The sequence below is a fragment of the Streptomyces colonosanans genome (assembly GCF_001866645.1).
GTDB lineage: Bacteria > Actinomycetota > Actinomycetes > Streptomycetales > Streptomycetaceae > Streptomyces > Streptomyces colonosanans.
The window spans coordinates 1-24,509 of the sequence record NZ_MLYP01000061.1; the positions used below are offsets into that span (position 1 = coordinate 1).

The window sequence follows — 24,509 nt, forward strand, 5'->3', positions numbered from 1 at the left end:
GGGTGGGGGTGGACAGGGCAGGGGGCATGGGTGCTCCTTCCCGATGGGGTGTGACGGAGCATCGACCATAATCATAAACCGAGTGCTCGGTCTAATAATGGCCGTTGGGTAAGGTGTTGCCCTGAGCTTCGATCAGGAAGGATGCGATGAGGAAGGTCGACCCGGCCAAGCACCAGGCACGTCGACGGCACATTCTGGGTGTCGCGGCCGGCCTGTTCGCCGCGAAAGGGTACGAGCGCACCACGACTGCCGAGATCTGCAAGGCGGCAGGCATGAGCGCGGGCAACCTGTTCCACTACTTCCCCAACAAGCGGGCGATCTTCCTCGCCGTGTTCGAGGACGACGAGGAAGGTAAAGCCGAACGTCTGGCGCAGGCGCAGGCCGCCGCCGACCCGTGGGAAGCGCTGTTGGAGCTCGTGGATTTCCTCGCCGCCCCGGCGGCGGAACCGCTGGCCCCACCGCTGGTGATGGAGGCGATGGTCCAGGCGTACCGCGACGCCGAACTCGAAGCGCTGCTGAGCCGCGGCAACGCCCACGAGCACGCGGCGATCGCGGCACTGCTGTCGAAGGCCTCCGATGCCGGTCGGATCGACCCCGGCCTGGACCCGGACGACACCGCGACATGGGTCCTGGCCCTGATCGGCCTGCTCTACACCAGTGCGGCCACGAGCCCGGCATTCAAGCCGACCGAGCAGTTGCCCACCCTCCGCCTCATCTTGCAGCGGTACCTCCGGGCCGAGCAGCCTGACAGCTGACCTGAGGGCCGTCCCAGGGTGTCAGCTTGAAGACGCGTGAGCCGCGGCCGACGTGATCACAGAGGCCGGCCGGCTCCACGTCAATCCTCTGCCTCGGATGCAGCACTTTCCCGAGGTCAGTTCCGCTGTCGACGGGCCTGCTTCACCTCGCGGTCGAGGGCCCAGGCGTCCGCGACCGGCCCGATGTGGCCGAGCTTGTCGGGGTTGATCACCGTGCGGATGGTCTGAATCTGCCCGTCGAGTACGTCGAGGGCCAGGGCGAAGAGCACCTTTCCGTCCCGGTCGCGGAAGATCGCGCCGGGCTGGCCGTTGACCTCGTGCAGCTCGAACGACACGTCGACGCGGCTCATCAAGGGGAAGACCGTGCCCAGCACCCGGGCCACGTTCTCCGTGCCCATGATGGCCCTGGCCAGCTGCGGCGCCTTGCCGCCGCCGTCCCCGACCAACTGCACATCGGCGGCCAGTAGATGCTGCAACCCGCCCACATCGCCGTCCTTCAGCGCGTCCAAGAACCGCGTCGCCAGCTCCTGCCGCTCCTGCCGGTCCGCTGCGAACCGTGGTCGCCCGGCCTCCATGTGCTGCCGCGCCCGCACCAGCAACTGCCGGCATGCCGCCTCCGAACGCCCCACCGCCGCCGCGACCTCGTCGAACCCGAAGGCGAACACCTCCCGCAGCACGAACACCGCCCGCTCCAGCGGGCTGAGCCGCTCCAACAGCAGCAGCGCCGCCATCGATACCGAGTCGGCCAGCTCCACCGCCCGCGCCGGATCCTGATACGGATCGCTCAGCAGCGGCTCGGGAAACCAGGGGCCCACGTACTCCTCCCGCCGTACCCGCGCGGAGCGCAGCACATCGATCGAGATCCGTGTCACCGCGGCCGACAGGTAGGCCTTGGTCGACGTGGGCCGGGTCGCCGAGCCGTCAAAGCGCAGCCATGTCTCCTGCACCGCGTCCTCGGCCTCGCCCACGCTGCCCAGAATCCGATAGGCGATCGAGAACAGCAGTGGCCGCAGCTCCTCGAACTCCTCGACTTTGCCCACGCCGAACCCCCTTGCCGTGCATGCCTTCACACCCGGCCGCACCCGTCGGCGCAGGCATCTTCCGTTGATCATCCGCTGACGGGACACAGTAACGCCCCGAACCCGGCGGCCCGGAGCCCGCAGCAGGGCCCCGAGCCTGGTGCAGATGCCGGTATCGCCTCCCCACCTCTCAGTGGAACTGCCCGACCTCGTAGTCACCGGCCGGCTGCTGGGAGATGATGTTCAGCCGGTTCACCGCGTTCATGAAGGAGACCAGGACTACCAGGGCGGTGAGCTGCTCCTCGTCGTAATGCTTGGCGGCGTGCGCCCACACCTCGTCGCTGACCCCACGGGCCGCATCCGCCACCCGCGTCCCCTCCTCCGCCAGTTCCAGCGCGGCACGCTCGGCCTCGGTGAAGACCGTGGCCTCCCGCCACGCCGCGACCAGGTTCAGCCGCACCGGGGTCTCGCCGGCAGCGGCGGCTTCCTTGGTGTGCATGTCGATGCAGACCGCGCAGCCGTTGATCTGGCTCACGCGCAGCGCCACCAGCTCCTGCGTCGCGGCCGGCAGCGGCGAGTCCTTGAGTGTCTTACCGGCCGACATGAAGTGCTTGAGCGTCTTGCCGGCGGTCGGGCTCGCGAAGTAGTTCAGCCGGGCGTTCATGGTGTGCTCCTCTGTGTTCGTCCGTGGCTACACCTCCTGAGACGAGGTAGCCCGGCCTCCTGTGACATGGACGAATGTGACCTGCGTCTCCCGGTCGTCGGTGCGCGTCAGCCGACGAAGTGCTCCAGTGCCCGGAGGGGAGGTGACAGCCCTCGGCAGTCGAGCGGCAGTGCCGTCCGTCGCGTTGATGACGGGGGCTGCGGGCAACCGCGTGCGGGAGACGAGGCGGGCCGTTGGGTCTGTCAGTTCGAACAGCCGGTGCAGCGAGGCGCTGGCGGAAGCGACAGGCTCTGTCCTATCGTGAGGTGTCTTCACCGTGAGGCACCTCCGCTGAACATCGGAGCCCGCGATCACCGTCGGACAACACCCTGGAGAGGAAGCCGGTGACCCGCCATGGTCCAACCGATTCTCCGTCGCCCCGTGTTCGCCCGGTACTACGCCGCGGTCGCAGGACCCGCCCTGGAGAAGGCTGGCATCACCCAGTACCGCAGGAAACTCCTCGCCGGCCTGTCCGGCCAGGTCATTGAGATCGGTGCGGGCAACGGACTGAACTTCCCGCACTATTCGCCCGAGGTGAAACGGATTCTGGCCATCGAGCCGGAGCCGCGGCTGCGTGCCCTGGCCGAACAGGCGGCCCGGACCGTCCCCGCCGAGGTGCAGGTCGTTGATGGCCGTGCCGAGCAACTCCCCACGCCCGACGCCTCGTTCGACGCGGCCGTGGTCTGCCTCACCCTGTGCTCAGTGGCCGACCAGGCCGCGGCACTCGCCGAGATCCGCCGCGTCCTGCGGCCCGGCGGCCACTTGCGTTTCTTCGAGCACGTGCAGGCGGACACGCCGGGCATGCGCCGCGTCCAGCGGGCTGTGGACGCGACCGTCTGGCCGCTGCTGTGCGGCGGCTGCCACACCGGCCGCGACACCCAAACCGCCATCATTGCAGCCGGGTTCACTCTCACACAGATGGAGAAGTTCGCCTTCCCTCCCACCCGAATCCCCTTCCCGGCCGCCACCCACATCCTCGGTACTGCCGAGCGCCCTCAGGAAGCAGATCCCCGATGAGCGGTACCGACGAGACGAACGCACCCGTCCCACCCAGGGATCCCACCGCGGACCACGCCTCCGTCACCCTGATGGAACGGCTGGCTGAGAAGCTCGGCGGCCGTGCGTCGGTGACCGCCGTGTACGGCGAACCGGTCACCCAGGACGGCATCACCGTCATCCCCGTCGCCCGCGTCGGCTTCGGATTCTGCGGCGGCGCCGGACGCGAGACCGGCACCGCCAAAAACACCGAGGGCGGAGGCGGCGGAGGCGGTGTCGGAGCCAGGCCGCTCGGCTTCATCGAGATCAAGGACGGCACAGCCGTCTACAAGCCCATCCGCGGCCCCTGGAAAGGTGTCGCGCTCCCAATAGCGGTACTCCTGGCCGGAATCATGGGATCCAAGTCAGTGCGCGCTTTGTTCCGGGGCAAGCAGCCCCGCCGCTGACTGCGCCGCTCATGGCACGGTGTGAAGCCGTGCCGGCGCCGTCACCGGACCGAGTCTCCAGGCGGTGTCGAACTCAGCTGTCTGTGCCTTCTCCGCTCGCCCGACGCTCCGCCAACTGCCGAAGGGTCGCCCAGCGTGTCACGGTGTACCTCAGCAGGCCGGTGTACACGGCCGTGAACGCCGCGAATCCCGCCAGGGGGAGACCCGACAGCCCCAGTGCGCCGAGCAGCCGCACCACGGCGACTTGCGAGCGCTTGCGCTACCTCGACCTGCGCACGCTCCCGTCCGCGGCCCGCACCTGGCTGAACACCGCACGCCCCACCTACGACGCCGGCACGGTTTTCAAGAAGGGCACCACCCTCACCATCGGCCAGGCGTACGACGTACTCATCCACCTCCACCAGGTCCGGGAGACCGACAAGCTCTGACTCCGCCGACGGCCAGGCCCCCCTCCGAGAAGCCGATCACCGTGTGACACGGAGCGCCGAAGCGGGGGCCCGTGCCCACCCGGCCGGGGGATATCCCTACCAAGAAGAGCCTGGCTGACTGTATGGCCGGCGCTTTACTCCCTGATTACCGTCGATGACGCAGTTGACCAGCAAAGGAAGGAACGTCATGGCGTGGCGCCGCGACAGCATGGACACCGAGCGGGACCGGAGCAGGCCCCCTGCGATCGAGCTGCGTGCCGCCACCCGCGCTTATGGGCGAGGCGCTACGGCCGTGCAGGCGCTACGCGGGGTGGATCTGGCGCTGGAGCGGGGCAGCTTCACCGCGGTGATGGGCCCGTCGGGGTCGGGGAAGAGCACGTTCCTGCAGTGTGCCGCCGGTCTGGACCGGCCGACCTCGGGGCAGGTGCTGCTCGGTGGGGAAGAGATCACCCACCTGAGCGAGGACCGGCTGACGAAGCTGCGGCGCACGCGCGTCGGGTTCGTCTTCCAGTCCTTCAACCTTTTGCCGTCCCTGACCGTGCTGCAGAACGTGCTGCTGCCCCAGCGGCTCGCGGGTGAGCGGCAGGACCGGCGGCGGGCACAGCAACTCCTGGCCGAAGTCGGACTCCCAGACCACGGGAGCAGGCGTCCTGGGCAGTTGTCGGGCGGACAGCAGCAGCGCGTGGCCATCGCCCGCGCGCTGATAACGGAGCCGGAGGTGGTGTTCGCGGACGAGCCGACCGGCGCCCTGGACACCCGGACCGCCCGGGAGGTCCTGGGGCTGCTGCGCCGCGCGGTCGACGCGATGGGTGCCACGGTCGTCATGGTCACCCATGACCCGGTGGCCGCGTCCCACGCGGACCAGGTGCTCTTCCTGGCCGATGGGGCGCTGGTGGGGAATCTGTGGCACCCCGACCCGCAGACGGTGGCCGACCGGATGGTGAAACTGACCGCTGAGGCCGATGAGTTCGCGGGGGCGGCGGCGTGACGAACGGTCTCGCGCGGGCCTCCGTGCGCTTCAGGCCCGCGTCCTTCGCGGGCAGCTTCGTCGCATTGCTGCTGGGAGCGTTGATCATCACCGCCTGCGGCACCCTGCTGCAGACCGGCATCACCGCGCACGTGGAGGCCGTGCGCTACGCGGATTCCCCCGTGGTGGTCTCCGGTGATCCCTACGCCCGGTTCAGTTACCAGGAGGGCGGGGAGAGGGCATCGACGCAGATCGCTCTGCCGGAGCGCAGCCGCGTCGACAAGGCACTGGTGGCCAAGATCGCCGCCCGCCCCGCAGTGGCCGCGGTCGTGCCGGATCTGTCCTTCCCCCTCCAGGTGGTGAAGAAGGCGGGCGCGCTGCCCGCGCTGACCGGACGGAACTTCTCGGCAGCCGCCCTCACCGCTGCTGACTCCTCCGCCACGCAGAAGAGGCACGCGCCTGGGGCCGGGGAGGTCGTACTGGAGGAGAGCGCCGCCCGAGCCGCAGGCCTTGCGCCGGGAGACCGGCTCTCGCTGATCGCCCCCGGCGGCAGCGGGAGTTACGTGGTCTCCGGGCTGATCTCCGCGAAGGCTGACGGCCCCAGTGTGTGGTTCGCGGACGGTGTGGCCGAGAAGCTGTCCGGGCACCCCGGGACGGTGGATGCCATCGCCGTGACCCCCCGTGCGGGCGTGACCGTCTCCGCCCTGGCCGGGCAGGTACGTCAGGAAGTGCACGGCCGCGCCAAGGTTGCCACCGGTGACGAGCGTGGAGCCGTGGAAGTGGCGGCTCTCACTGAGGGCAAGGAGGTTCTGACCGGGGTGGGTGGTTCCTTCGGCGGCGTCGCGGCGCTGACCGCCGTGTTCGTGGTCATGGGCACGATCGCTCTGGCCACGGGGCAGCGTGCGCGTGAGTTCGCCATGCTGCGTGCGATCGGCGCGACGCCCCGTCAGATCCGCCGTACCATCGCCACCGAGGCAGTGATCCTCGCACCCGTCGCAGCCGCCCTGGGAGTGCTGCCGGGCCTGGCACTGGCCCGCTGGTGGTTCGGTGAACTCGTCGACCGCGGTGCCGTACCCGAGCAAGTGTCCCTGGACGTCGGTGTGCTGCCGATGGTGGTCGCGGTGGGGGCCTGCTTGCTGGCCGCGCTGACGGCCGGCTGGGTGGCCGCCCGTCGACCCGCGAGGCTTCGCCCCAGCCAGGCGCTCGGGGAAGCCTCCGTGGAGCGCGCCCGGCCCGGCGTGATCCGGATCGTCATGGGGCTGGCCGCCCTCGCGGGTGGTGGTGTACTCGCCAACCTCGCCGCCCGTCTCGGCGGCAGCGACGCCGCCAACACAGCCCTCGGCGTGATCATGTGCTTCCTGCTCGCCGTCGCTCTGCTCGGCCCCCTGCTGGCCCGCCTGTGCGCGAGCGTCCTCGGCCTGCCCCTGCGGGCGGGCGCCGCCGGAGCCGCCGGCTCCCTGGCCGCCGACAACACACGCGCCCAGGCCCGCCGCCTGGCCTCCGCCATCACTCCGATCATCATGGTCACCGCCTTCTGCGGAACGCTGCTCTTCATGCAGAGCACCATCCGCCACGCCTCCGCTGAGAACGTCAAGCGCGCGGTCGTCGCCGACCACGTGCTCGGCTCGACCGGCCCTGGCCTGCCCGCGACCACCGTCGAGCGGGCGGCCCGGGTACCGGGCGTGGATTCCGCGACCGGAGTGCTGCGCACCGGGGCCGTCTACCGGGCCGGCAGCGAACTGAACTCGACGACGGTCCTGGGCGTCTCCGGTGACCCGGGCAGCCTGCCCAAGGTGCTCGACCTCGGCGTGCAGAGCGGGTCGCTGAGCGCACTCGGATCCGGGACGGTCGCGCTGGACACCACGATCGCCAAGGACCTGGACGTGAAAACCGGTGACCGGGTCTCCCTGCGGCTGGGCGACGGCACCAAGGTCCGGCCCATCGTGGTCGCCACCTACGAACGCGGCCTGGGAGTGGGAGGGGCCGTGATGCCCCGTGCCGCGGTCGCCGCGCATGTGACGGCCGCCCTGGACAGCCAGGTGCTCATCGCGGCCACTCCTGGTGCCGACCGGCAGGCCATGGCCCGGCAACTGACCGCACTCGCTCCGGGGGCGACCGTCACCGACGCGGCCGGGTACGGCGCCCAGGCCGACCGGGACCAGGAGCTCAACGCCTGGGCCAATACCGTCATGGCTGCCGTGCTCGGCGGATTCGCCGCCGTCGCCGCCGCCAACACCCTCGTGATGACCGTTCTCGACCGCCGCCGCGAAATCGGCTTGCTCCGCCTCTCCGGCACCACCCGCCGACAAGTGCGGGACATGATGAGCTGGGAAGCCCTCCTCGTCGCCGTATCCGGCCTCGTCGTCGGTGGCGCCATCGCCTGGACCACCCTTGTCCCCATCGCCCGCGGCCTCACCGGAGCCGCCCCGTACATCCCGATCGGCACCGCAGGGCAACTGGTCGCCGGAGCCGTCCTCCTCAGCCTCGCCGCCACCGGCCTGCCCACACTCGCACTGTTGCGCACGCGGCCGATCGAAGCCGGTAGCGCACGGCAGTAGTGCCTGCTCACCGAGCACGCCGGGAGCCGGTCGCGGACGGTCAGAGAGGGGTCGACCGCGACCGGCACCGGCTCGCCGTGGAGAGCTGGACGGTTCTGCGCGCGCTGGGATCGGGTGCCACCGATGAGACAGCCGCGCGGGAACTCGGCATGTCCCTGCGGACCTGCCGTCGCCGGGTCGCCGAACCACTCGACGTCCTCGGCGCGAGTTCGCGATTCCAGGCCGGGGTGCGCGCGGGTGAGCTGGGCCTGAACGGCTGAGGGGAGCCCGGGTCGTTGGCCTTGTCGATGACCCGGCCCGTTCTCCAGAGTGGCCACCGTCGCCCTGCGCGGCGATCAGCCCCGTACAATTTCCCCCTGGCTATATGAGTGGGGATCATGGGTGAAGTGACCGTCACCGACGTCGACATGCTCGCGAAGAGAGCGCATGCCGGACAGGTCGACAAGGTCGGCGTGCAATACGTCGACCACGTCCGCGCCGTCGCCGCAGGACTCGCACCGTTCGGCCCGGACCTGGAGATGGCCGGCCTGCTCCATGACGTCATCGAGGACACCGACTACACGGCCCGACAACTGCGCGCCTTCGGCGTCCTGGATCGAGTCGTCGGCATCGTCGAGGTCGTCACCAACATCCCCGGCGTCCCCTACGAGGAGAAGATCCGGCGCATCACTTCCAGCCGAGACGCCACCCTGGTCAAGATCGCTGACAACGCGCACAACTCCCACCCCGACCGCGCCGCCCAGCTCCCTTCGGAGCAGCGGGCACGCCTCACCGCGAAGTACCGGGCCGCGCGGGACATCCTGTGGCCCGCCGTCGATCCCGAGCAGATCGAGACCGTCATTTCGATCGTCAACCCAGGGCTTCTCGGTGAACTCCGCCAGCGGGCTGGATCATGACCGACCGTCGACGCAGAGATGGCCGACGCCGAGCTGGTCGAGGGTGACATCCTGCCCGTGATCGTCGGCTTCTCAGCTTCGTGATCGCGGGGTGCAGCTCACCCTTTGACATCCGGGTGGGCCCGTCCCTGCCATGACGGCGCGGACGGGCCCGGTGTGCCGGAGCGGGCGGCTCACGCCACGCCGCTCTCCCACCACCACGAGCCGGAGCCGTAAGAGGGGTACTGGACGCGGCTGTCGACGTGCTGCCACGAGTGCGTGTACGCCTCGAGGCCGGAGAAGCCGCAGGTCTCGGCGATCCTGTAGGTCTGCAGGGTGCTGTGGCCGGAGACGACGATGTCCGCGGCGACGCCGTAGAGGTGCATGCTGTTGGACGCGCCGCCCGACGCGGCGTTGTGCGCGATGCTGCGGAAGCCGGAGTTGATCGTGATCGCGCTGTTGCCGGCCTTCATACGCACGGCTTCCAGCTTGTACATCAGCCGGCGTACGTTCTCTTTGACGGTCGCGGACCCGACCTTGCCGTTGTTGAAGCCGGCGCCGTCCTTGGAGTAGAACTCGCTGAAGTTGAAGTGGGCGGTCGACCCGTCGCCGGCTTCGAGGCTGTTCAGCACACTCTGGGTCTGCGGGCCGACGATGCCGTCCGCGCTCAGGCCGTAGACGGACTGGAAGCGTTGGACGGCGGCGGCCGTGGCCGGGCCGAAGGCGCCGTCCCAGGAGACAAAGGTCTGCTGGGCGCTGGACGCGGCCCAGCCGCCGACGCGGATCTGCAGTTCCACCACGTCGGAGCCGGACGCACCCTGCTGAAGGGTACGGGTCCAGCCGTAGGCCGAGGCTCTGCCCGCCGTTCCGAGGCTGACGGTCGCCGCCAGGCCGAGCGTGGTCGTGAGCCCCGCCGCTCCCCGGAGCAGGGCGCGGCGGTCGATACCGGGACTGGAGTGTCGTGCCGGATTCATGGAAGTCTCCTCCTTTGGTGATGACGCGCCGACGGTCAAGCGACCAGGGCCTGCCAGGTGTTGGAACCGACGATGCCGTCGACGGTGAGACTGTGCGCGGACTGGAACGAACGCACCGCGGAGTCGGTCGCGGGCCCGAACGAGAGGGACGCTGCGATGCGCTCGGGCCGGGGTGGCCGTGGTGGGGTCATCGACGGTCGGTAGTGGGGGCGTCGGAACTGTGAGCGGTTGGTGAGTGCCGGTCGCGGTCGGGTGGTCAGTAGGTACCGGCAATGCCATCAACTCTTCAGCGTGCCAGTCGAGTTGACGCGCGTAAACATAAAGGATGCATTGACATGCCCGCAACATACCCTTGGTTGCAGGAAGTTGAATCCCAGCGGGCCCCGCCCGGATCGGACCTGAGGTTTCTGCGTTCTCGGCGGCCGAGGAACGGGCGACCAGAACCGGCCACGCGAGGATCCGCGTGGTGATTCTGGAGTGGTACGGGCGGAAACCCGGCAGAAAATCCTGGGAGCCGGTTGGCGGTGAATTGTTCACCTACGGCTCGCCGGGGTGTCACCGAGATTATTCAGCGCATTGGGCGATCAATCGCACGCTGGCCGTCGACATTCTCCCTATCGCAAGGAGCAGTTGTCATGCGCATCGGATCTCCGTCCCGCCGGGCCTCGGTCCTCGGGGTGGCCCTCGCCGTCACCGGGGCCGGCGTTGCCGCACTGGCGCCGGTCGCTGTAGCCGCACCTGGTGCTCCGGGCATCCGGCCGTCGTTCTGCGGCCACGACAACCGCAGTACGCCGTTCGCGAGTTACCTCTGTGCCGAGCCCGGTGACCTGCTCGACGTCCGCATCGGAGACGTGCACCCGACCCAGCCGTCGCTCGGCTATGACGAGGTGTACTACAAGCTCGGCCGCTACACCCTCGGCAAGGACGGGATCAACAAGAAGTTCGACGATTGGTGCGAGGCCGACGGGCGGACAGCGGCGGCGACCGTGCCGCCCGGCGCGCGCCTGGACGACCCGTCGTCGTTCACCTGTGAACTCCCCGTCGGGGCGGAGACGGCGGACAGCGTCGCCCTCATGAAGACCGTCGTCATCGGCCCCGGTGGCGAACCGTTCCTCACCGACGGGCACCACACACTCACATCCTTCTACGAGACCCCCGACGGCGGGGCCAGCCTGCACGTTCGGCTGCGGGTGCAGGCCAACTTGAGCAACCTTCCCCGCCAGACCTTCTGGGACGAGATGAAGGCACACAAGTGGGTGTACCTTCGCGACCCCGAGGGCAACCAGGTCGCTGTGAACAAGCTGCCGACCAGCCTGGGCCTGGCCAACTTCGCCGACGACAGGTACCGCAGCCTGCTCTACTTCGGCCGTGACATCGGGTACGCACAGAACGGGCTGCCGTTCCAGGAGTTCTACTGGGGCAGCTGGGCCCGTGACGCCGAGCCGATCGACCTTGCCGACTGGAACCCGAACGACCTCGACAACTACCTGGCCACCGTCAAGTCGCTGACCGAGGCGATGACGGCGTTGCCCAAGGCCGCCGTCGTCGCCAGCGGCTTCACCGCCGCCGATCTCGGCGCGCTGGATCAGTGGAACGACGGCAGTGCGGCAGACAAGGGTGAGTTCAACAAGCTGAGCAAGCCGTATTCCAACGCCAAGCCCGGGAAGCTCGCCTACGCGCTGGAGTACAAGCGCGCGCACGGCCTGGGCTGAGATGCCCCCAACCGGCGGGACCGCGATCCTCGGCGACGTCGGCGGCCGACGCGGTCTCGTCGCTGCCGGCGTCGCCGGTCGAACCTCCCTGTCGGCCCTGCCGGACCCGGGGTTCGCAGGGATCGGGCCGTTCATGACCACGGCGCCGCTCTGCATCGTCGCCTTTCTGGTGACGGCACCCGCCGAGTGGGCCTCCTCGTTCGACCGGCTGAGCCCCTTGATCTTCTCCGTCCGCGCGGCCCTGTCCGGGCTGTTCAACGCTGTGCTGTTCGGCCTGCCGGCACGCAGGCTGCGGGCACGGGATGCGCCCGGCCGCCTGAAGGAGGCGCATGCGTCGCGACCTTCCGGTTACCGGTCGCGCCGGGTGCGCCGGGCCGTCGAGGACGGAGCGCGCCCGGCCCAGCCCTCACCGGGTGTGCAGCCCGTCAGCCAGGTGGTCGTGGCTGTGCCGCCAGCCGTTCGGTATCCGTACCGCGCCCACCAGGTGGGGGTGACCGTCGTGCAGGTCGGTGTGCTCGTGCTCGACGACCCTCCGCTCCCTCGCCGGCCACAGACGCACCGCCAGAAGGCCGGCCGCCAGAGCGATCGCGCCCAGCGTGACCACCGCCGACTGCAGGCCCGCCGCCGCGCCGAGCCAGCCGGCCAGCGGATATGTCAGCAGCCAGCAACTGTGCGAGAGGGAGAACTGCGCGGCGAACGCCGACACACGCTCTTGCGGCGGCGCGCAGCGGCGGATCAGACGCCCGCTCGGCGTGAGCACCATCGAGCACGCGGCGCCGAAGGCCGCCCAGGTCAGCAGCAGCGCAGGCCGGCGCCAACCGCCGCTCCCGGCCGCCGTGACGGCGCCGAGCGCGGCGAAGACCGGCGTGAGCAGCAGGGCGCCACGCAGCATCACTGCGCGGTCGCAGACGCGGTCGAGGACACGGGGTAGCAGCAACGCCGCGATCACCGAACCGCCGCCGTACGCACCCAGCGCCAGCGACACGTCCGCCGCGCTTCCCCCCATCCGGTCGCGGACGTACACCACGCTGTTGACTGTCACCATGGCGCTCGCCGCCGCCACCGCGAGGTTGAGCGCGAGCAGGGCACGCAGTTGCGGGGTGGCGAGGAAGAGGCGGGTGCCGGCGGTGGCCTTGGCGTACGCGCTGCCGGTGCGTGGAGTGCCGGTGGTGAGCGGCTTGGGCAGGACGGCGCAGACCACCAGGGCGGCCGAGGCCAGGAAGCCGGTCACCGTGCCCAGGAACAGCCAGCTGTACGAGATCACCGAGAGCAGCGCGGCGGCGAGGGCCGGACTGAACAGACTTTCCATGTCATAAGCGAGGCGCGACAGTGTCAGAGCCTGGGTGTAGTCGCGCTCCTTGGGCAGCACGTCGGGAATGACGGCCTGGAAGGTGGGCGTGAACGCGGCCGACGCCGACTGGAGCAGGAAGACGAGGACGTACACCTGCCACACCTGGTCCACGAACGGCAGCATTACCGCCACCGCGGCCCGGGTCAGGTCCGCGCCCACCATCAGCGCGCGGCGCGGCAACCGATCGGCAATCGCGCCGATGGCCGGGGCGATCGCGACGTACGCCACCATCTTGATCGCCAGCGCCGTGCCGAGCACAGAGCCGGCGCCGGCGCCCGCGATGTCGTACGCCAGCAGGCCGAGCGCGACCGTGGCCAGACCCGTACCGATCAGGGCGATGATCTGGGCGGTGAAGAGGTGACGGTAGGTGCGATTGCGTAGAACGGAGAGCATGCGGCGATCCGTTGGACGGGTAACGGGACCCTCGAGAGCCCACGATACCTATAGGTGCGCATGTGTGCACATGTTGATGCTTGGGTTCGGTATGCGGCGACTGACTGCGCGCCGCGTGCGGGTTCTACGCTGTCCCTATGCCCGCCCGCGAAACGTTGCTACCTGCTACCAATGCGCATGTGCACGCGCCCAACACCGCTCGCCTCGTCGAGGCGACCGAAGTTTTCGCGCTGCTGGCAGATGTGACCCGGCTGCATCTGCTGTGGCTGCTCACGCAGGGCGAGTCGGACGTCGGCTCGCTGGCCGAGCGATGCCAGGCCTCGCGCACGGGCGTGAGCCAGCATCTGGCGAAACTGCGGCTGGCAGGGCTGGTGGAGACGCGCCGCGAGGGGCGCCACGTCTACTACAGCCTGCGCGACGGGCACTTGCGCCGACTGGTGACGGAGGCGCTCGGCCATGCAGACCACCGGGTGAGTGGGCAGGCTTCGCACGGCTGAGCGCTGCCCGCCCCCGCGGGCTGCCGGTGCGGAACCCCCAGATCACCACTTGAACTGCTCACGCAGCCGCCCTGGGTATGGGCCGAACCTGTAATACGGCCAGCCGCGGGGGTCGGTGGCGCTAGGGGGCTGCCCATACTCCCGCCCGTGCTGCGGCTGATGCCGCTTGGGCGGCGCGTTGGGCGTCTTGCTCTGTGAGGGGTCTGCCGGTGTTGAGGAAGGCGTAGTAGAGCGGGGCGGAGACGGCGGCGATGACGGCGTGCGCGTCGGTGTCGGCCGCAAGTTCGCCGCGCGTGACCGCGTCGGCGACGCAGCCGGCCCACTCGTTGACGCGGACCGTGTAGAAGCGGTGCAGGGCCTCGGCGGTCTGCGCGTCGCAGAGTGAGGCGGCGATGAGCGCTCTGAAGAGGCGGCCCTGTTGGGGGTCGGTGAGGGTTTTGACGACGAGTCGGGCGTTGGCGAGGAGGTCGTCGTCGAGGCTCCCGGTGTCGGTGCGCGGGAGAGATTGCTCCGCCATGTCCTCGAGCAGGTCTGCGGCGAGAGCTGCCGGGGTTCCCCAGCGGCGGTAGACGGTTGTCTTGCCGACCTCTGCGCGCCGTGCGATCTCGGCCAGGTCGAGTGCGGCGAAGCCCTCCTGTGCGAGAGCGTCTCCGGCCGCGCGGAGCACGGCCTGGCGCACGCGAGCTGTCCGTCCTCCTGGCCGCACAGTGCCGGGAGCTGCGGTGACGGGCATAGCTCCTCCTTCTTCATCCCTGGTCTGACGATGCCACACACCACTCTAACGGAATCGCAGTTCCTTTATGGCGAGAGAGGTGCTACCTTCAGCGCAGTAACGGAACTGTAGACCCATTACGACTGGTGTCTCTCTTACTTCCTCCTCCCGCCCTCCAGTACCCCCTCACGGCGTGCGTGGCGGCCGAATCCGGAAAAGGAATGATCTGACATGTCCACTATTAAGCCGCTCGCGCAGTCCGCCGGGCGGACGGCGGCCGACGACGTCGCCCCGGCGCCCACCCCGCAACGGCTCACCGGACGGCTCAAGCTGGTACTCGCCGTCCTGCTGGTCGCTCAGTTCATGCTGGCGGTCGACTTCTCGATCCTGAACGTCGCGCTGCCCGCGATCGGGGACGGCCTCGGCTTCTCGCTCGCCAACCTCCAGTGGATCGCCACCGCCTTCGCACTGTCCGCGGCCGGCTTCACCCTCATCTTCGGGCGGATCGGTGACCTCGTCGGACGCAAGAAGATCTTCCTGGGCAGCCTCGGGCTGCTCGGTACGGCCTCCCTCCTCGGCGGTCTGGCCACGAGCCCCACGGTCCTGATCGTCGCCCGCGTGGCCCAGGGTCTTGCCACAGCGGCGGCTACCCCGGCCGGGCTGTCGCTGTTGACCACCTCGTTCCCCGAGGGGCCGCTGCGGCAGAAGGCGCTCGGTATCAACGGCGCCCTGATGTCCGCCGGTTTCACCACCGGCGCGATCCTCGGGGGCGTCCTCACCGACCTGCTCTCCTGGCGCTGGGCCTTCTTCGTCAACGTCCCCGTCGCCCTCGCCGTCCTCGTCATTGCCCCGGCGGTCATCAAGGAGTCGAAGCCGACGGTGCGCCCGAAGCCGGACCTGCCCGGCGCCCTTTCCGTCACCCTCGGTCTGCTCAGCCTCGTCTACGGGCTCACCCAGGCCGGAGAGTACGGCTGGACCGACGCCCACGCGCTGACCGGCCTGATCGGCGGAGTCGTACTGCTCGTCGCCTTCTTCCTGATCGAGCGCAAGGTCTACCAGCCGCTCGTCCCGCCACGGGTGCTTCGCCGCCGCGGTGTGGCCTTCGGCAACATCCTGGGCCTGCTCGCCTTCGTGACCGAGACCTCGCTCGTCTACCTGCTGACCCTCTACCTCCAGAAGACCCTCGGATTCTCGCCACTGGCTGCCGGTGTCTCCTTCGGCGTCCTGGGCCTTGGCACGGTGGTGGGCGGCCTCATGGCACCCAAAGTCATCGCACGCACCTCGACCCTGGCTGCGCTCGTCGCCGGCGGACTGATCCAGACCGTCTTCACCGCCGCGCTGCTCTTCCTCGGTACCACGAGTGGCGCCGCACTCGGCCTACTGCTTCCGGCCACCTTCTTCGGCGGCATCGGCAACATGCTCGTCATCGTCGGCTTCATGGTGACCGCCACCAGCGGCCTGCCCGACGCCGAGCAAGGCCTCGCCACCGGTCTCGCCTCGATGTCCCAGCAGGTCGGCATCACGATGGGCACCCCGATCATGTCGGCCGTCGTCACCGCGAGCACGGCGGGCGCCACCACCGCCTCCGCCATCCACCACGGAGTCACCGTCGCCATCGCGGTCAACGCGGCCCTGGTCCTGCTGGGCGTTCTGATCGCCGGAACCTTCCTGCGACCCCGCCGTGAGACCCCGACACTCCACTGAGGCCACCGACCCCCAGCCGCGCGAGCAATGATGCCGGTCGGCCGAACTCCCTTCCGTCCCCAACGCGATGGCGCCGTGGCCCGCCCCGGGGAACGGCTCCGCCGCTTTACGAAAGGACCGCCGCCGATGCCCGGCTGGGCTTGATCTGCTGTGGCGGGCATTCGAGATCAGCCCCATGGCGCGTGCCCCTGACGGCGTGACGCTCCAATCGGCCCCGTTTGAGGCCGCGTCTTCCGTACTCGGGTTGTGGAGTGTTCTGGTGGGTGGTGTGTGGGACGGGTGGTGGGTTGTCGGGTTTCTGACATGCCGGTTTCGGACAGTGAAGATCCATTCAATAATGGGTAGTTGGGCTTACAGACTGGGCGGCGCCTGCGGGTGCCTTACCGGGCACCCTTGAAAGGAGTCCCCTGTGACGCCGAACGTGTTCGACGCCGACTCCTTCGCCTACAGCGAGAAGGACGACCCGGAGCCGCTGGGTATCTCCGACCGGATCATCATGGGTGACGGCATCCTGCAGGGCATGACCGCGGTGGGCCTGGGCGATGTCGCGCCGCGGGGCATTCTGGGTCACGAGTTCGGTCACCACGTGCAGTACCAGGGCAATCTCTTCGAGAGTGACCTGAGGGGTCCGGAGGCCACCCGCCGTACCGAGCTGATGGCTGACGCGCTGGGCACCTACTACCTGACCCACGCCCGTGGCGAGTCCCTGAACGCGGCCCGGGTGCTGAAGTCGGAGAAGTCGTTCTACCAGGTCGGTGACTGCAGCTTCACCAGCTCCGGCCACCACGGCACGCCCAACCAGCGGTTCAACTCCTCCAGTTGGGCGGCGGGCGTGGCCACCGACGCGGCGAACCAGGGGCACATCCTGCCCTCGCTGAAGTAAGGCCAAGCTTCCCGACCTGGTCAAGCCCGACGCCAAGTAGCCATTACCACTGTCATCCCACCACAACCGCAAGGGCGTTGAACGTTCGAGCGGATGAAGACCGCGCAAGGCGTTGAGCGTCTGAGCGGATGAAGACCGCGCAAGGCGTTGAGCGTGTGAGTGGATGAAGACCGCGCAAGGCGTTGAGCGTGTGAGTGGATGAAGACCGCGCAAGGGCGTTGAGCGTGTGAGCGGATGAAGACCGCGCAAGGGCGTTGAGCGTCTGAGCGGCCGAAGACCGCGCGGGGCGGGCCGGATCACCGGCCCGCCTCGTGCGCCCATAGGCGGACCCGGTCTGGGGTGGTGGTCTACAGCCAGCCGCGGCGGCTGGCCTGGACCCCGAGCTGGAAGCGGGTCTTGGCGCCGAGGTTCTCCTGCAGGCGGGCGATACGGCGTGCGACGGTCCGCTCGCTGACCCCGAGTTCACGGGCGATCGATTCATCGGTCAGCCCGGCACTGAGGAAACTCAGCAGCTGCCGGCCCTCGGCAGGGGCCTCGCCCCCAACGGCTTCACCGGCCGCGGGCAGCGGCACGGCGATGCGCCAGTACGACTCGAAGACACCGATGAGCCCTTCCAGGAGCCCCGAGGGCTGGACGATGATGCTGTGGTGTCCCGTGCGGTCGGGCGCGGTGACGGACACCACAGCGAAGCGGTCGTCGCAGACCAGGACGTTCAACGCGACATCGGGAAAGACCCGCGCCTGCTCGCCGCGGGCGACGCATTCGTGGGCGACTTCCAGGGCTTTGGGGTCCTGGAGGATGTTGGCGCTGTAGACGACCCGGTAGGCGATGCCGCGCTCGAGCGCGTCCAGTGTTCCCGGGCCGACCTCCAGGACGCGGTCGCCTCCGCCGACCGGTCCTATGGACAGTGCGCGTACTTGTGTCATGGCTTCGTTCTTGACGCGTAGTTGGAGCGTCTCGCGTCTTTCGGAGGTGTCGATGACCTCGACGTAGCTGGATCCGGCGGTGTGGTCGAGCCAGATCCGGGACAGGACGGTGGCGCTTTCGTAGGCGGTGCGGGCTTCGCGTGCGCGTCGTTCGGCGACGGCCTCGAGCATGGCGCGGGGCGGCTGGGCGGTCAGTTTGTCGTTGGTGCGTGAGACCAGACCGATGTCGCTGAGTTCGGTGAGCGCGTGCTGGAGGCCGGTGCGGGGTGATCCGGCCAGTGCCGGGTGGTGGGTGAGCTCGGCCAGGGTCTGTGGGCCGTGTTCCACGAGTGCGAGGTAGGCGGCCTCCGCTGTCGCGGACAGACCAAGGGCCTGTAGCGGGCGCGGTGTGCGCATGTCCCCCCAACCCGGCGGTCCTGTATGGCACCGCCCACTGACTCCAATCCTACGGTCACCGTCCGTCTGCTGAAGATCGTTACCCTAACACCACATGATCACGTACGGGGGAACAGAAAGACGTAGGCGGTGGCGGCCACACAACGAGCCCTTCGGGAAAGCACACCTGTTCCGGTGAACGCGTGCGAGCCAGTGCCTGAACTGCACGGGTTCAGGCCTTAGATGTCCGCGGCGAGGCCGCAGACAGGCCGCCGCGCTCGGGGTCCACGGTGGGAGACCGGCGCGGGCCCAATCAAGACTTCGGCCGGGAGATCACCCGCCTGTTGCGCAAGAAGGCGTGACGGATATCGCCGGCGTCCGAATGGGGAAGCGGGAGCATACCGGGGGACACGTGGTCAGCCCTACCGCCCTTCATTCCGCAGCCGGACTTGCTTCCCGGAAGGTCCTCCAGTACTGACGTCGTTTCTCGTCCCTCACCACGACGCCGAGACGGGCCAGTTCCTCGCGCAGCTCCCGAACGTCGTCATCGGAGGGGCCCTTCTTTTCCAGCGACTCCTGGCGGGCCTTGAGGATGGCGTTCGCGCCCGGCGGGAGTCCGGGAGTATTCGGAACCCAGCGGCGGAACTCGTTCTTGTGCGGATCGGCATCCGCCCACGTGTGGCCATGCTCGGTGAAGGCGTCGGCGACGCGGTCGGTGTCCAGGCTGCACTCCTGCCGAGCGAGTTCGCCACCGTCGTGGCCGAGCAGGACGAGTTGCTTGCCGTCCCGGAACACTGTGGCGATGGCGTCGTGCGGGAACTCCTGCTCCCGTCCCTTGTATGTGAGCACAACGCGATCGTCCGACAGACGAATCACCAACTGTTCGTGCTGGGCGACAAGTCCGAGAGCCAGCCCTGCGACCGAACCCGCGACGGGCAGTGCCGGCGACGGGATCGACGTGGCAAGCTCGGCCGGTCCCTGCAGTGGTGCCCAGGGCAGTGTCACCAGCCAGTCGGCCAGGAAGTCGACGAGCCAGCCGGCGCCCGCACCCATCAGCGCGAAAACGATGTACACGCACACGGTGCTCAAGATCGGTTCGCCGAGTGCCGTGAGCCGATTCCCCTGTGACTCCGGCCCGGTTCGCTTGCGCATGTCCATGATCCCCCTCGCTCCTTGCGTCACGTAATAATAGACCGAGCGCTCGATCTATTATTACGCATCCGAGGACCGGAGCCGTGAGCCGGTCGGCGGTGACAAGTGGCGCGCTGATCCGTGACAACTACCGTGCCTCGCCCACGTAAAACCACAGCGCATCATCGGACTTGGTGACAACGGACGTGCTTCGGCACACGACGTGAGTCGAAGCACGTCCGTTGTCACCAACGCAGGCTTGTTGTCGCCGAGTTCGACGGCCGAGCGCTGAGCGGTGGCGGTTCGGTCAGTGGCGTTCGGAGAGCAGCGCGTTGAGTTCAGGGAAGGCGATGCCGTCCGTGAGCGAGTCGTAGTCACCGGTGTCGAAGAGCTCTTGTGCGGCGCTGCGGGCGGCAGCGTACGCGGCCTGTGCTACGCCCGAGCCGAGGCTGACGCGGGCCACGCCGAGGGTGCCCAGCTCGGCAACGGTCGGGGCGCCGGGGCCGGCCATGACGTTCAGCGGTACGGAGATCTCTTTGGCCAGTGCCGCGATCGTGGTGGTGTCGGTGACACCGGGGACGAAGATGCCGTCCGCGCCGGCGTCGACGTACAGGCGCGCCCGGGACAGGGTCTCTTCGAGCCGGGTGTCCGGGTCTCCGAGGCCGAACAGATACGTGTCGATACGGGCGTTGAGGAAGAGGTCCGCGCCCTCGCGGTCAGCGGTCTGCCGGGCGACGGTCAGCCGCATCGCGAGCTCAGCCGGTGGCCGGGTGCCGTCCTCGATGTTGACGCCGACGGCGCCCGCCGCGAGCACCCCGGTGATGGTTTCGGCGACGTCGGCCGCGTCCTGCCCGTACCCGCCCTCGATGTCGGCGGTGACCGGAACCGAGACCGCGGCGGTGATTCGGGAAATCAGCTCCAGCGCTTGATCGCGGGTGAGGGCGTCGCCGTCCGGGGAGCCCAGCGACCAGGCGACACCGGCACTGGTGGTGGCGATCGCGGGGGCGCCCGCGGCCTCGATGACGCGGGCGCTTGCGACGTCCCAGGCGTTGGCGAGCGCGAGGGGTCCGGCGAGGGTGTGCAGGGAGCGGAAGAGGCGGGCATTGGTCAGCTGCTCGGTGGTCATGCGGTTAGTCAAGCATTGCAGGATGGCCATCCTCTGGCAGGAATCCGACATCGGCGTCGACCTTGATACGGTCCGCCCGTCGGGACACCAGGGCCTGTCGTCAAATCAGCAGGATTGAGGGTGTGTCAGTCCCTGACCCAGTAGTACGACCTAGGTCGGGTCTTACGCCTGCAGCCTGTTACGCCGCCCTGGCGCCCCGCCTACCGTCTTTGCCATGGATTCGACAGGAACACTGGACGAGGCGCTCCAACGACTGCACAACTCAGGGCCGGAGCGGCTCGGACGGCTCACCAATCACGCGCCGATGGCCGTCGAGGCCCTCGCTGCTCACGGACAAGCACGTTGGGTGCACCGCTGGCTCGATCTGTACGCACGCAAGTTGGAGGAGTTCCCTTCCGGCATCGAGCCGGTCACGGACTCCAACTGGCGTTCCGCACTTGGTGATCCGCGCCGCGTAACTGACTGGATCGGCTACTTCGAGTGCGAGATCGCCAAACGCTCCTGGCGGGAGGTGCTCACGCAGTGGTGGCCTCGTCTTCTGCCCGGTATGTGCGGCGGCTCGACACACCCGGTGATTCGGGTGGGCCATGCCGTGCGCACTCTCCTGTCCGGCGAGAGCACCGAACCCCGTCTGGCCGAACTCGCCCACGGCCTTGGCTACTGGGCCGCCCGTCACCGTCCCGTCGCGAACCTTGCCCCGCTGCCTGGCGCCGACGGCGCGGCCGCCGCTCTCGACGCGGTAACGCCCGTCACTGCACAGGATGGTGGTTTCCCTGCACGGCTGGACCGCCTCACGGGGCTGCCGGTGTGGGCGCCCGCGGTCACAGACCCGAGCGACGCGCTCAGCCGCCTCACCGAACTGGTCAGGGCGGCTACTCACCGGTATGCCACCCACGGCCACGGCGAGGAGACGATGCTGGTCCACGCGGCCACAGCTCCCAACGCCGTCCTGCGCATCCTGCCCGCGCTCCCGCACGCCCTGTGGGAACCCAGCCTGCGGGCCGCCTGGACGGCCTCCGCCGCGGTGACAGCCATGTACGCACCCGACGCCCCGGTCGGATACACCCTGCCGGGCACCTTCACCCCTGAGGAAGTCTTCGAAGGGGCCTTGGCGCACGGTGACGAACATGTCATCAAACTGACGGACACGGCTCTCGACATCGGTGACGAACCCGCCCTGGCAGCGGCTCTGCGCTGCATCGAGCTGAGCGAACCGCTCCGATAGGTGCTTCGTACTGAATGTCACGTCCACATGAGCAGCGCAGCGAGGGGGCCGAAGGCGCTGCCAAGTGATGTCCAGGGCGTGATCGCGGACGGAGGATCACGGTGAGGGGAGCCGGGACATCGCCGTCATGAACACGGTGAACGGCGTGATACCCAGTGCCGGCGGAATGGCCCGCGGGATGGTCTGGGCGGGGTCGCGCACTTCCTCGCCCAGGGTGGCGATGCGCACGTATCCGGCGAACGCGAAGAACAGCAGGCCACCGGCCTGCAACACCCCGCTGAAGGAGGCGTCCGCACGTACGCGCAGCCGGGTCGTGTCCGGCGCGGAGGAGGTGAGAGTGGCGACGACCACCGCAGCGAGCACCGCTTCCTCGCCAGAGAGTTCAGCGACCGCTTCGACGGCTTCTCCATCGGCAGCAATCACAAGCCGCGTCAGAGGGCCAGGCGGTCCTTCAACCGGGACCCTCCGGCCCTTCGCCTGCCAGCCGGGCCGCGAGCGATGATGGGACGGGGAGAGATCTGCCCATGCGGGCTTCGTGCCCGGGAGAACCTGGGGAGTGAGGCAGAAATGATGTTCTGGTATGGCCCTGGCATGAACGGCTGGGGCTGGTTCGCGATGTCGGTCGGCACGCTGCTCTTCTGGGTTCTGATCATCGTTGTCGGTGTTCTGTTGTTCCGGGCCCTGGCGCGCCCCACGCCGCCCGGTGGAGAGCACCCCACCTGGTCGAAGACGCCTCCGGGCAGCGGTCCCGAGCAGATCCTCGCCGAGCGGTACGCGCGAGGCGAGATCGACGACGAGGAATACCACCGCCGTCTGGCCACCCTCAGAGGCTCAACAACGGGCACATCCAAGCCCTCCGCCTCGTAGCGGTCCACCCAGCGCTGCCGCAGGCGGCGGAGTTCGCCGTGCTCACCGTGTGGCGCATTCCCGTTGTCTGCCGTGCCGATGCGCACGGGATCGGGCTCCGGCTCCCGCGCGGGCTGTCCGGTGGCCTGGACCGCGGCGATGAGGTCGGCAACGGTGAGATCTTCACCGAAGGTGACCTTGGCTGGTCACAGGCGGCCCGATTCGCGGGGCGATATGGAGACACGCAACATGGAAAAGAACCCGAATGCCGTCGTTTCGCGGAGGTGAACCGCGATGACTCTGCCTGTACACCACCACCACGGCCGACCCCTGGAACGGCCGTTCCCGGCCCTGAGCTGGGGCCAGCCGATCACCGCCGAGTTCGACGACCTCTTCGAGCGGATAAACCGGTTCCTGGAGGCAACCGCCGGCACCGCGCCCGCCGTCGGGGCCTGGTCGCCACCGGCCGACCTGCACGAGACGGACGACGCCTACGTGGTCGAGGCCGAGCTGCCCGGGATCAAGCGAGAGGACATCGACGTCGAGGTCAGCAACCGGGAGCTGAGCATCACCGGCGAGTACAAAGAACGCGAGCGAGAAGGCGTGCTGCGCCGCAGCACCCGGCGCACCGGCCGCTTCGAATGCCAGGCGCTGCTGCCGACCGACGTCAGAGCCGAGCACATCACAGCGACACTGGCCGACGGGGTACTGACCGTCACCGTCCCCAAGGTCCAGGCAGTCAAGCCGCGCCACATCGAGATCACCGAAGGCTGAAGCAGTAGCGGTGGTGGGGTCGGGCGCCCGACCCCACCACCTGTAACAGCACGAGGGAACCTTGGTGCACCCGGCTGCGACGGGGCCGGCCAGACGCTGTCCAGAGGTACTGACCGCCGTGCTCGACGACCTCGGGCCCGGGGCCGCACCCTTCAGGTCCAACTGCCGGTGCGGCAACCTGACGTGATCGCCGACGCCGCCCTGCTCACCCGGGTGCGGCACACCTGAGCCAACGATCAGATGATCCGAACGAAACGGCCCAGGGGTGATGCCCGGCATGCGCGCGGGCAAGTCGCGGTTGCAGGCCGCTCGCGCGCGTGGATGGGCGGGTACTCCCCGGCGGTTCCGTCACGAACTCAACTGGACGGCGTGACCGGGGACCGCATGCCGAGCCACTGCTCGGCGCCCCATGCCTCGAACCGCTCTACCTCGGTGAACCCCAGCTTTGCCGCGAGGCGCATCGAGCCGACGTTGGCGGTCTGGGTGGTGAGCACCACCGGCTCGCCGGGAACGACGCCGTCGAACCAGCCGAGTGCCGCCGCGCACGCCTCGGCGGCGTACCCCAATCCCCACGCCCGCGGCAGGAACAGGTAGCCGAGATCGGCCTTCCCCACGGCAGCCGGGCGACGGTGCCCGGTTGCTCTCCGCAGCAGGATCTGGCCGATCATCGCCCCGTCGAGATCAACGACGAAACTCCCGGGCCACCGCTCGGGCACCTCAGGCGTCTCGCGCTCAAGCTCGTCACGCGGGCGGGGACCGCCGAGGTAGGTGTTCACCTCTGGCGAGGCGAGCAGATCGATGAACGCCGCTCGGTCCCGCGCCTCGGGCTCACGGAGCACGAGCCGCTCGGTCCTGATCGGCTCAGACGGCCAAGCCACGAGTCCCAGATCTTCCATCCGCGCACGCTAACAGATGGTCAAACCAACCGAACGGGAAACGCTTGGCTTCCCCGCCCGCGGGGGCGGCCTCGCACCCGGCCCGATGCGGTCCTGGCCGAGAGGGCGTATTCCTCACGCGCCATCCGCGAACACCTGCGCGAACGCCGCATCCGGGCGGTCAGGGGGCGTCATACCGCGGCGGGCCGATCCGCGATGAAGCCGCCTTCCACGGGCCGCATCTCGACACCGCCGCCC

24 protein-coding genes and 4 pseudogenes are annotated in these 24,509 nt (G+C 69.0%); 17 read left to right on the plus strand and 11 right to left on the minus strand.

The window, feature by feature from the left end:
- Window positions 1-146: 146 nt before the first annotated feature.
- Window positions 147-755, plus strand: a complete 609-nt coding sequence (locus tag BIV24_RS23875) for a TetR/AcrR family transcriptional regulator (RefSeq protein WP_071368481.1) — start codon at window positions 147-149, stop codon at window positions 753-755.
- Window positions 756-871: 116 nt separating this feature from the next.
- Here BIV24_RS23875 and BIV24_RS23880 read toward each other — a convergent pair whose 3' ends face one another.
- Both BIV24_RS23880 and BIV24_RS23885 read right to left on the minus strand, forming a co-directional pair.
- A complete protein-coding gene (locus BIV24_RS23880) occupies window positions 872-1,795 on the minus strand; it encodes an RNA polymerase sigma-70 factor (protein ID WP_071368482.1) in 924 nt (307 codons plus the stop codon).
- 169 nt (window positions 1,796-1,964) lie between these two features.
- Window positions 1,965-2,438: a carboxymuconolactone decarboxylase family protein gene (locus BIV24_RS23885; protein ID WP_071368483.1), complete on the minus strand. Its 474-nt coding sequence runs from the start codon at window positions 2,436-2,438 to the stop codon at window positions 1,965-1,967.
- Between the two features lie 393 nt (window positions 2,439-2,831).
- Here BIV24_RS23885 and BIV24_RS23890 point away from each other — a divergent pair, with 393 nt between their 5' ends.
- The 7 genes and pseudogenes from BIV24_RS23890 to BIV24_RS23915 all read left to right on the plus strand — a co-directional run bounded on the left by BIV24_RS23890 (window position 2,832) and on the right by BIV24_RS23915 (window position 8,768).
- Window positions 2,832-3,494, plus strand: a complete 663-nt coding sequence (locus BIV24_RS23890; protein WP_071368484.1) for a class I SAM-dependent methyltransferase — start codon at window positions 2,832-2,834, stop codon at window positions 3,492-3,494.
- Complete coding sequence (locus tag BIV24_RS23895; protein ID WP_071368485.1) at window positions 3,491-3,919, plus strand: GerW family sporulation protein; 429 nt, start codon at window positions 3,491-3,493, stop codon at window positions 3,917-3,919. Before BIV24_RS23890 ends, BIV24_RS23895 begins: the two co-directional genes overlap by 4 nt.
- A 143-nt stretch (window positions 3,920-4,062) precedes the next feature.
- Window positions 4,063-4,347: a hypothetical protein gene (locus BIV24_RS34555; protein WP_177198804.1), complete on the plus strand. Its 285-nt coding sequence runs from the start codon at window positions 4,063-4,065 to the stop codon at window positions 4,345-4,347.
- A 187-nt stretch (window positions 4,348-4,534) separates the two neighbouring features.
- Window positions 4,535-5,335 carry an ABC transporter ATP-binding protein gene (locus BIV24_RS23900; protein WP_071368486.1) on the plus strand — a complete coding sequence of 267 codons (801 nt, stop codon included), beginning with the start codon at window positions 4,535-4,537 and terminating at the stop codon, window positions 5,333-5,335.
- Window positions 5,332-7,872, plus strand: coding sequence for an ABC transporter permease (locus BIV24_RS23905; protein ID WP_071368487.1), 2,541 nt, complete (start codon window positions 5,332-5,334; stop codon window positions 7,870-7,872). Before BIV24_RS23900 ends, BIV24_RS23905 begins: the two co-directional genes overlap by 4 nt.
- Window positions 7,873-7,961: 89 nt before the next feature.
- A pseudogene (locus tag BIV24_RS23910) lies at window positions 7,962-8,132 on the plus strand (helix-turn-helix domain-containing protein); the annotation flags it as partial.
- Between the two features lie 117 nt (window positions 8,133-8,249).
- A complete protein-coding gene (locus BIV24_RS23915; RefSeq protein WP_071368489.1) occupies window positions 8,250-8,768 on the plus strand; it encodes an HD domain-containing protein in 519 nt (172 codons plus the stop codon).
- Window positions 8,769-8,941: 173 nt separating this feature from the next.
- Here BIV24_RS23915 and BIV24_RS23920 read toward each other — a convergent pair whose 3' ends face one another.
- Window positions 8,942-9,721: a D-Ala-D-Ala carboxypeptidase family metallohydrolase gene (locus BIV24_RS23920; protein WP_107459669.1), complete on the minus strand. Its 780-nt coding sequence runs from the start codon at window positions 9,719-9,721 to the stop codon at window positions 8,942-8,944.
- A 35-nt stretch (window positions 9,722-9,756) separates the two neighbouring features.
- A complete protein-coding gene (locus tag BIV24_RS32390; protein WP_079168483.1) occupies window positions 9,757-9,912 on the minus strand; it encodes a peptidoglycan-binding domain-containing protein in 156 nt (51 codons plus the stop codon).
- A 444-nt stretch (window positions 9,913-10,356) separates the two neighbouring features.
- On the opposite strand from BIV24_RS32390, the gene BIV24_RS23925 reads away from it, so the two are divergent.
- Window positions 10,357-11,433, plus strand: coding sequence for a ParB/Srx family N-terminal domain-containing protein (locus tag BIV24_RS23925; protein WP_071368490.1), 1,077 nt, complete (start codon window positions 10,357-10,359; stop codon window positions 11,431-11,433).
- A 1-nt stretch (window position 11,434) separates the two neighbouring features.
- Window positions 11,435-11,725, plus strand: a pseudogene (locus BIV24_RS36545) (SCO4225 family membrane protein); the annotation flags it as partial.
- A gap of 114 nt (window positions 11,726-11,839) precedes the next feature.
- On the opposite strand, the gene BIV24_RS23930 reads toward BIV24_RS36545, so the two are convergent.
- Window positions 11,840-13,177 (minus strand): MFS transporter, encoded by a 1,338-nt coding sequence (locus tag BIV24_RS23930; RefSeq protein WP_071368491.1) that lies wholly within the window; start codon window positions 13,175-13,177, stop codon window positions 11,840-11,842.
- Window positions 13,178-13,314: 137 nt separating this feature from the next.
- On the opposite strand from BIV24_RS23930, the gene BIV24_RS23935 reads away from it, so the two are divergent.
- Window positions 13,315-13,674 (plus strand): ArsR/SmtB family transcription factor, encoded by a 360-nt coding sequence (locus BIV24_RS23935; protein ID WP_079168484.1) that lies wholly within the window; start codon window positions 13,315-13,317, stop codon window positions 13,672-13,674.
- Between the two features lie 121 nt (window positions 13,675-13,795).
- On the opposite strand, the gene BIV24_RS23940 is transcribed toward BIV24_RS23935, so the two are convergent.
- Window positions 13,796-14,407, minus strand: coding sequence for a TetR/AcrR family transcriptional regulator (locus tag BIV24_RS23940; protein WP_071368492.1), 612 nt, complete (start codon window positions 14,405-14,407; stop codon window positions 13,796-13,798).
- 210 nt (window positions 14,408-14,617) lie between these two features.
- On the opposite strand from BIV24_RS23940, the gene BIV24_RS23945 reads away from it, so the two are divergent.
- Together BIV24_RS23945 and BIV24_RS23950 are read left to right on the plus strand one after the other, a co-directional pair.
- On the plus strand, window positions 14,618-16,090 hold the full coding sequence (locus BIV24_RS23945; protein ID WP_071368493.1) for an MFS transporter: 1,473 nt from the start codon (window positions 14,618-14,620) through the stop codon (window positions 16,088-16,090).
- Window positions 16,091-16,499: 409 nt separating this feature from the next.
- Window positions 16,500-16,973 (plus strand): M48 family metalloprotease, encoded by a 474-nt coding sequence (locus BIV24_RS23950; RefSeq protein WP_071368494.1) that lies wholly within the window; start codon window positions 16,500-16,502, stop codon window positions 16,971-16,973.
- Between the two features lie 347 nt (window positions 16,974-17,320).
- On the opposite strand, the gene BIV24_RS23955 is transcribed toward BIV24_RS23950, so the two are convergent.
- The 3 genes from BIV24_RS23955 to BIV24_RS23965 all read right to left on the minus strand — a co-directional run bounded on the left by BIV24_RS23955 (window position 17,321) and on the right by BIV24_RS23965 (window position 20,531).
- Window positions 17,321-18,295, minus strand: a complete 975-nt coding sequence (locus BIV24_RS23955) for a helix-turn-helix transcriptional regulator (RefSeq protein ID WP_071368495.1) — start codon at window positions 18,293-18,295, stop codon at window positions 17,321-17,323.
- Window positions 18,296-18,706: 411 nt separating this feature from the next.
- The gene (locus BIV24_RS23960) at window positions 18,707-19,432 is read right to left on the minus strand and encodes a YqeB family protein (protein ID WP_071368496.1); all 726 of its coding nucleotides are present in this window, start codon (window positions 19,430-19,432) and stop codon (window positions 18,707-18,709) included.
- A gap of 280 nt (window positions 19,433-19,712) precedes the next feature.
- A complete protein-coding gene (locus BIV24_RS23965) occupies window positions 19,713-20,531 on the minus strand; it encodes an isocitrate lyase/PEP mutase family protein (RefSeq protein WP_071368497.1) in 819 nt (272 codons plus the stop codon).
- Window positions 20,532-20,745: 214 nt separating this feature from the next.
- Here BIV24_RS23965 and BIV24_RS23970 point away from each other — a divergent pair, with 214 nt between their 5' ends.
- Window positions 20,746-21,756 carry a questin oxidase family protein gene (locus tag BIV24_RS23970; protein WP_071368498.1) on the plus strand — a complete coding sequence of 337 codons (1,011 nt, stop codon included), beginning with the start codon at window positions 20,746-20,748 and terminating at the stop codon, window positions 21,754-21,756.
- 144 nt (window positions 21,757-21,900) lie between these two features.
- On the opposite strand, the pseudogene BIV24_RS35640 reads toward BIV24_RS23970, so the two are convergent.
- Window positions 21,901-22,122, minus strand: a pseudogene (locus BIV24_RS35640) (amino acid permease); the annotation flags it as partial.
- A gap of 201 nt (window positions 22,123-22,323) precedes the next feature.
- Between BIV24_RS35640 and BIV24_RS23980 the strand changes: the two are divergent.
- Window positions 22,324-22,623: an SHOCT domain-containing protein gene (locus BIV24_RS23980; protein ID WP_177198805.1), complete on the plus strand. Its 300-nt coding sequence runs from the start codon at window positions 22,324-22,326 to the stop codon at window positions 22,621-22,623.
- Window positions 22,624-22,896: 273 nt separating this feature from the next.
- The gene (locus tag BIV24_RS23985) at window positions 22,897-23,376 is read left to right on the plus strand and encodes an Hsp20/alpha crystallin family protein (protein WP_071368500.1); all 480 of its coding nucleotides are present in this window, start codon (window positions 22,897-22,899) and stop codon (window positions 23,374-23,376) included.
- A 356-nt stretch (window positions 23,377-23,732) separates the two neighbouring features.
- Here BIV24_RS23985 and BIV24_RS23990 read toward each other — a convergent pair whose 3' ends face one another.
- Window positions 23,733-24,272, minus strand: a complete 540-nt coding sequence (locus BIV24_RS23990; protein ID WP_071368501.1) for a GNAT family N-acetyltransferase — start codon at window positions 24,270-24,272, stop codon at window positions 23,733-23,735.
- A gap of 63 nt (window positions 24,273-24,335) precedes the next feature.
- Here BIV24_RS23990 and BIV24_RS33580 point away from each other — a divergent pair.
- A pseudogene (locus tag BIV24_RS33580) lies at window positions 24,336-24,434 on the plus strand (IS5/IS1182 family transposase); the annotation flags it as partial.
- Between the last annotated feature and the right edge of the window lie 75 nt (window positions 24,435-24,509).

Bases quoted from the DNA above. Each gene is read 5' to 3' on its own strand.
- BIV24_RS32390 (WP_079168483.1), bottom strand. From the start codon at position 9,912: ATGACCCCACCACGGCCACCCCGGCCCGAGCGCATCGCAGCGTCCCTC.
- BIV24_RS23965 (WP_071368497.1), bottom strand. From the start codon at position 20,531: ATGACCACCGAGCAGCTGACCAATGCCCGCCTCTTCCGCTCCCTGCAC.
- BIV24_RS23935 (WP_079168484.1), top strand. From the start codon at position 13,315: ATGCCCGCCCGCGAAACGTTGCTACCTGCTACCAATGCGCATGTGCAC.
- BIV24_RS23930 (WP_071368491.1), bottom strand. From the start codon at position 13,177: ATGCTCTCCGTTCTACGCAATCGCACCTACCGTCACCTCTTCACCGCC.
- BIV24_RS23895 (WP_071368485.1), top strand. From the start codon at position 3,491: ATGAGCGGTACCGACGAGACGAACGCACCCGTCCCACCCAGGGATCCC.
- BIV24_RS23900 (WP_071368486.1), top strand. From the start codon at position 4,535: ATGGCGTGGCGCCGCGACAGCATGGACACCGAGCGGGACCGGAGCAGG.
- BIV24_RS23885 (WP_071368483.1), bottom strand. From the start codon at position 2,438: ATGAACGCCCGGCTGAACTACTTCGCGAGCCCGACCGCCGGCAAGACG.
- BIV24_RS23940 (WP_071368492.1), bottom strand. From the start codon at position 14,407: ATGCCCGTCACCGCAGCTCCCGGCACTGTGCGGCCAGGAGGACGGACA.
- BIV24_RS23915 (WP_071368489.1), top strand. From the start codon at position 8,250: ATGGGTGAAGTGACCGTCACCGACGTCGACATGCTCGCGAAGAGAGCG.
- BIV24_RS23955 (WP_071368495.1), bottom strand. From the start codon at position 18,295: ATGCGCACACCGCGCCCGCTACAGGCCCTTGGTCTGTCCGCGACAGCG.
- BIV24_RS23960 (WP_071368496.1), bottom strand. From the start codon at position 19,432: ATGGACATGCGCAAGCGAACCGGGCCGGAGTCACAGGGGAATCGGCTC.
- BIV24_RS23980 (WP_177198805.1), top strand. From the start codon at position 22,324: ATGATGTTCTGGTATGGCCCTGGCATGAACGGCTGGGGCTGGTTCGCG.
- BIV24_RS23890 (WP_071368484.1), top strand. From the start codon at position 2,832: ATGGTCCAACCGATTCTCCGTCGCCCCGTGTTCGCCCGGTACTACGCC.
- BIV24_RS23990 (WP_071368501.1), bottom strand. From the start codon at position 24,272: ATGGAAGATCTGGGACTCGTGGCTTGGCCGTCTGAGCCGATCAGGACC.
- BIV24_RS23875 (WP_071368481.1), top strand. From the start codon at position 147: ATGAGGAAGGTCGACCCGGCCAAGCACCAGGCACGTCGACGGCACATT.
- BIV24_RS23970 (WP_071368498.1), top strand. From the start codon at position 20,746: ATGGATTCGACAGGAACACTGGACGAGGCGCTCCAACGACTGCACAAC.
- BIV24_RS23920 (WP_107459669.1), bottom strand. From the start codon at position 9,721: ATGAATCCGGCACGACACTCCAGTCCCGGTATCGACCGCCGCGCCCTG.
- BIV24_RS23945 (WP_071368493.1), top strand. From the start codon at position 14,618: ATGTCCACTATTAAGCCGCTCGCGCAGTCCGCCGGGCGGACGGCGGCC.
- BIV24_RS23925 (WP_071368490.1), top strand. From the start codon at position 10,357: ATGCGCATCGGATCTCCGTCCCGCCGGGCCTCGGTCCTCGGGGTGGCC.
- BIV24_RS23985 (WP_071368500.1), top strand. From the start codon at position 22,897: ATGACTCTGCCTGTACACCACCACCACGGCCGACCCCTGGAACGGCCG.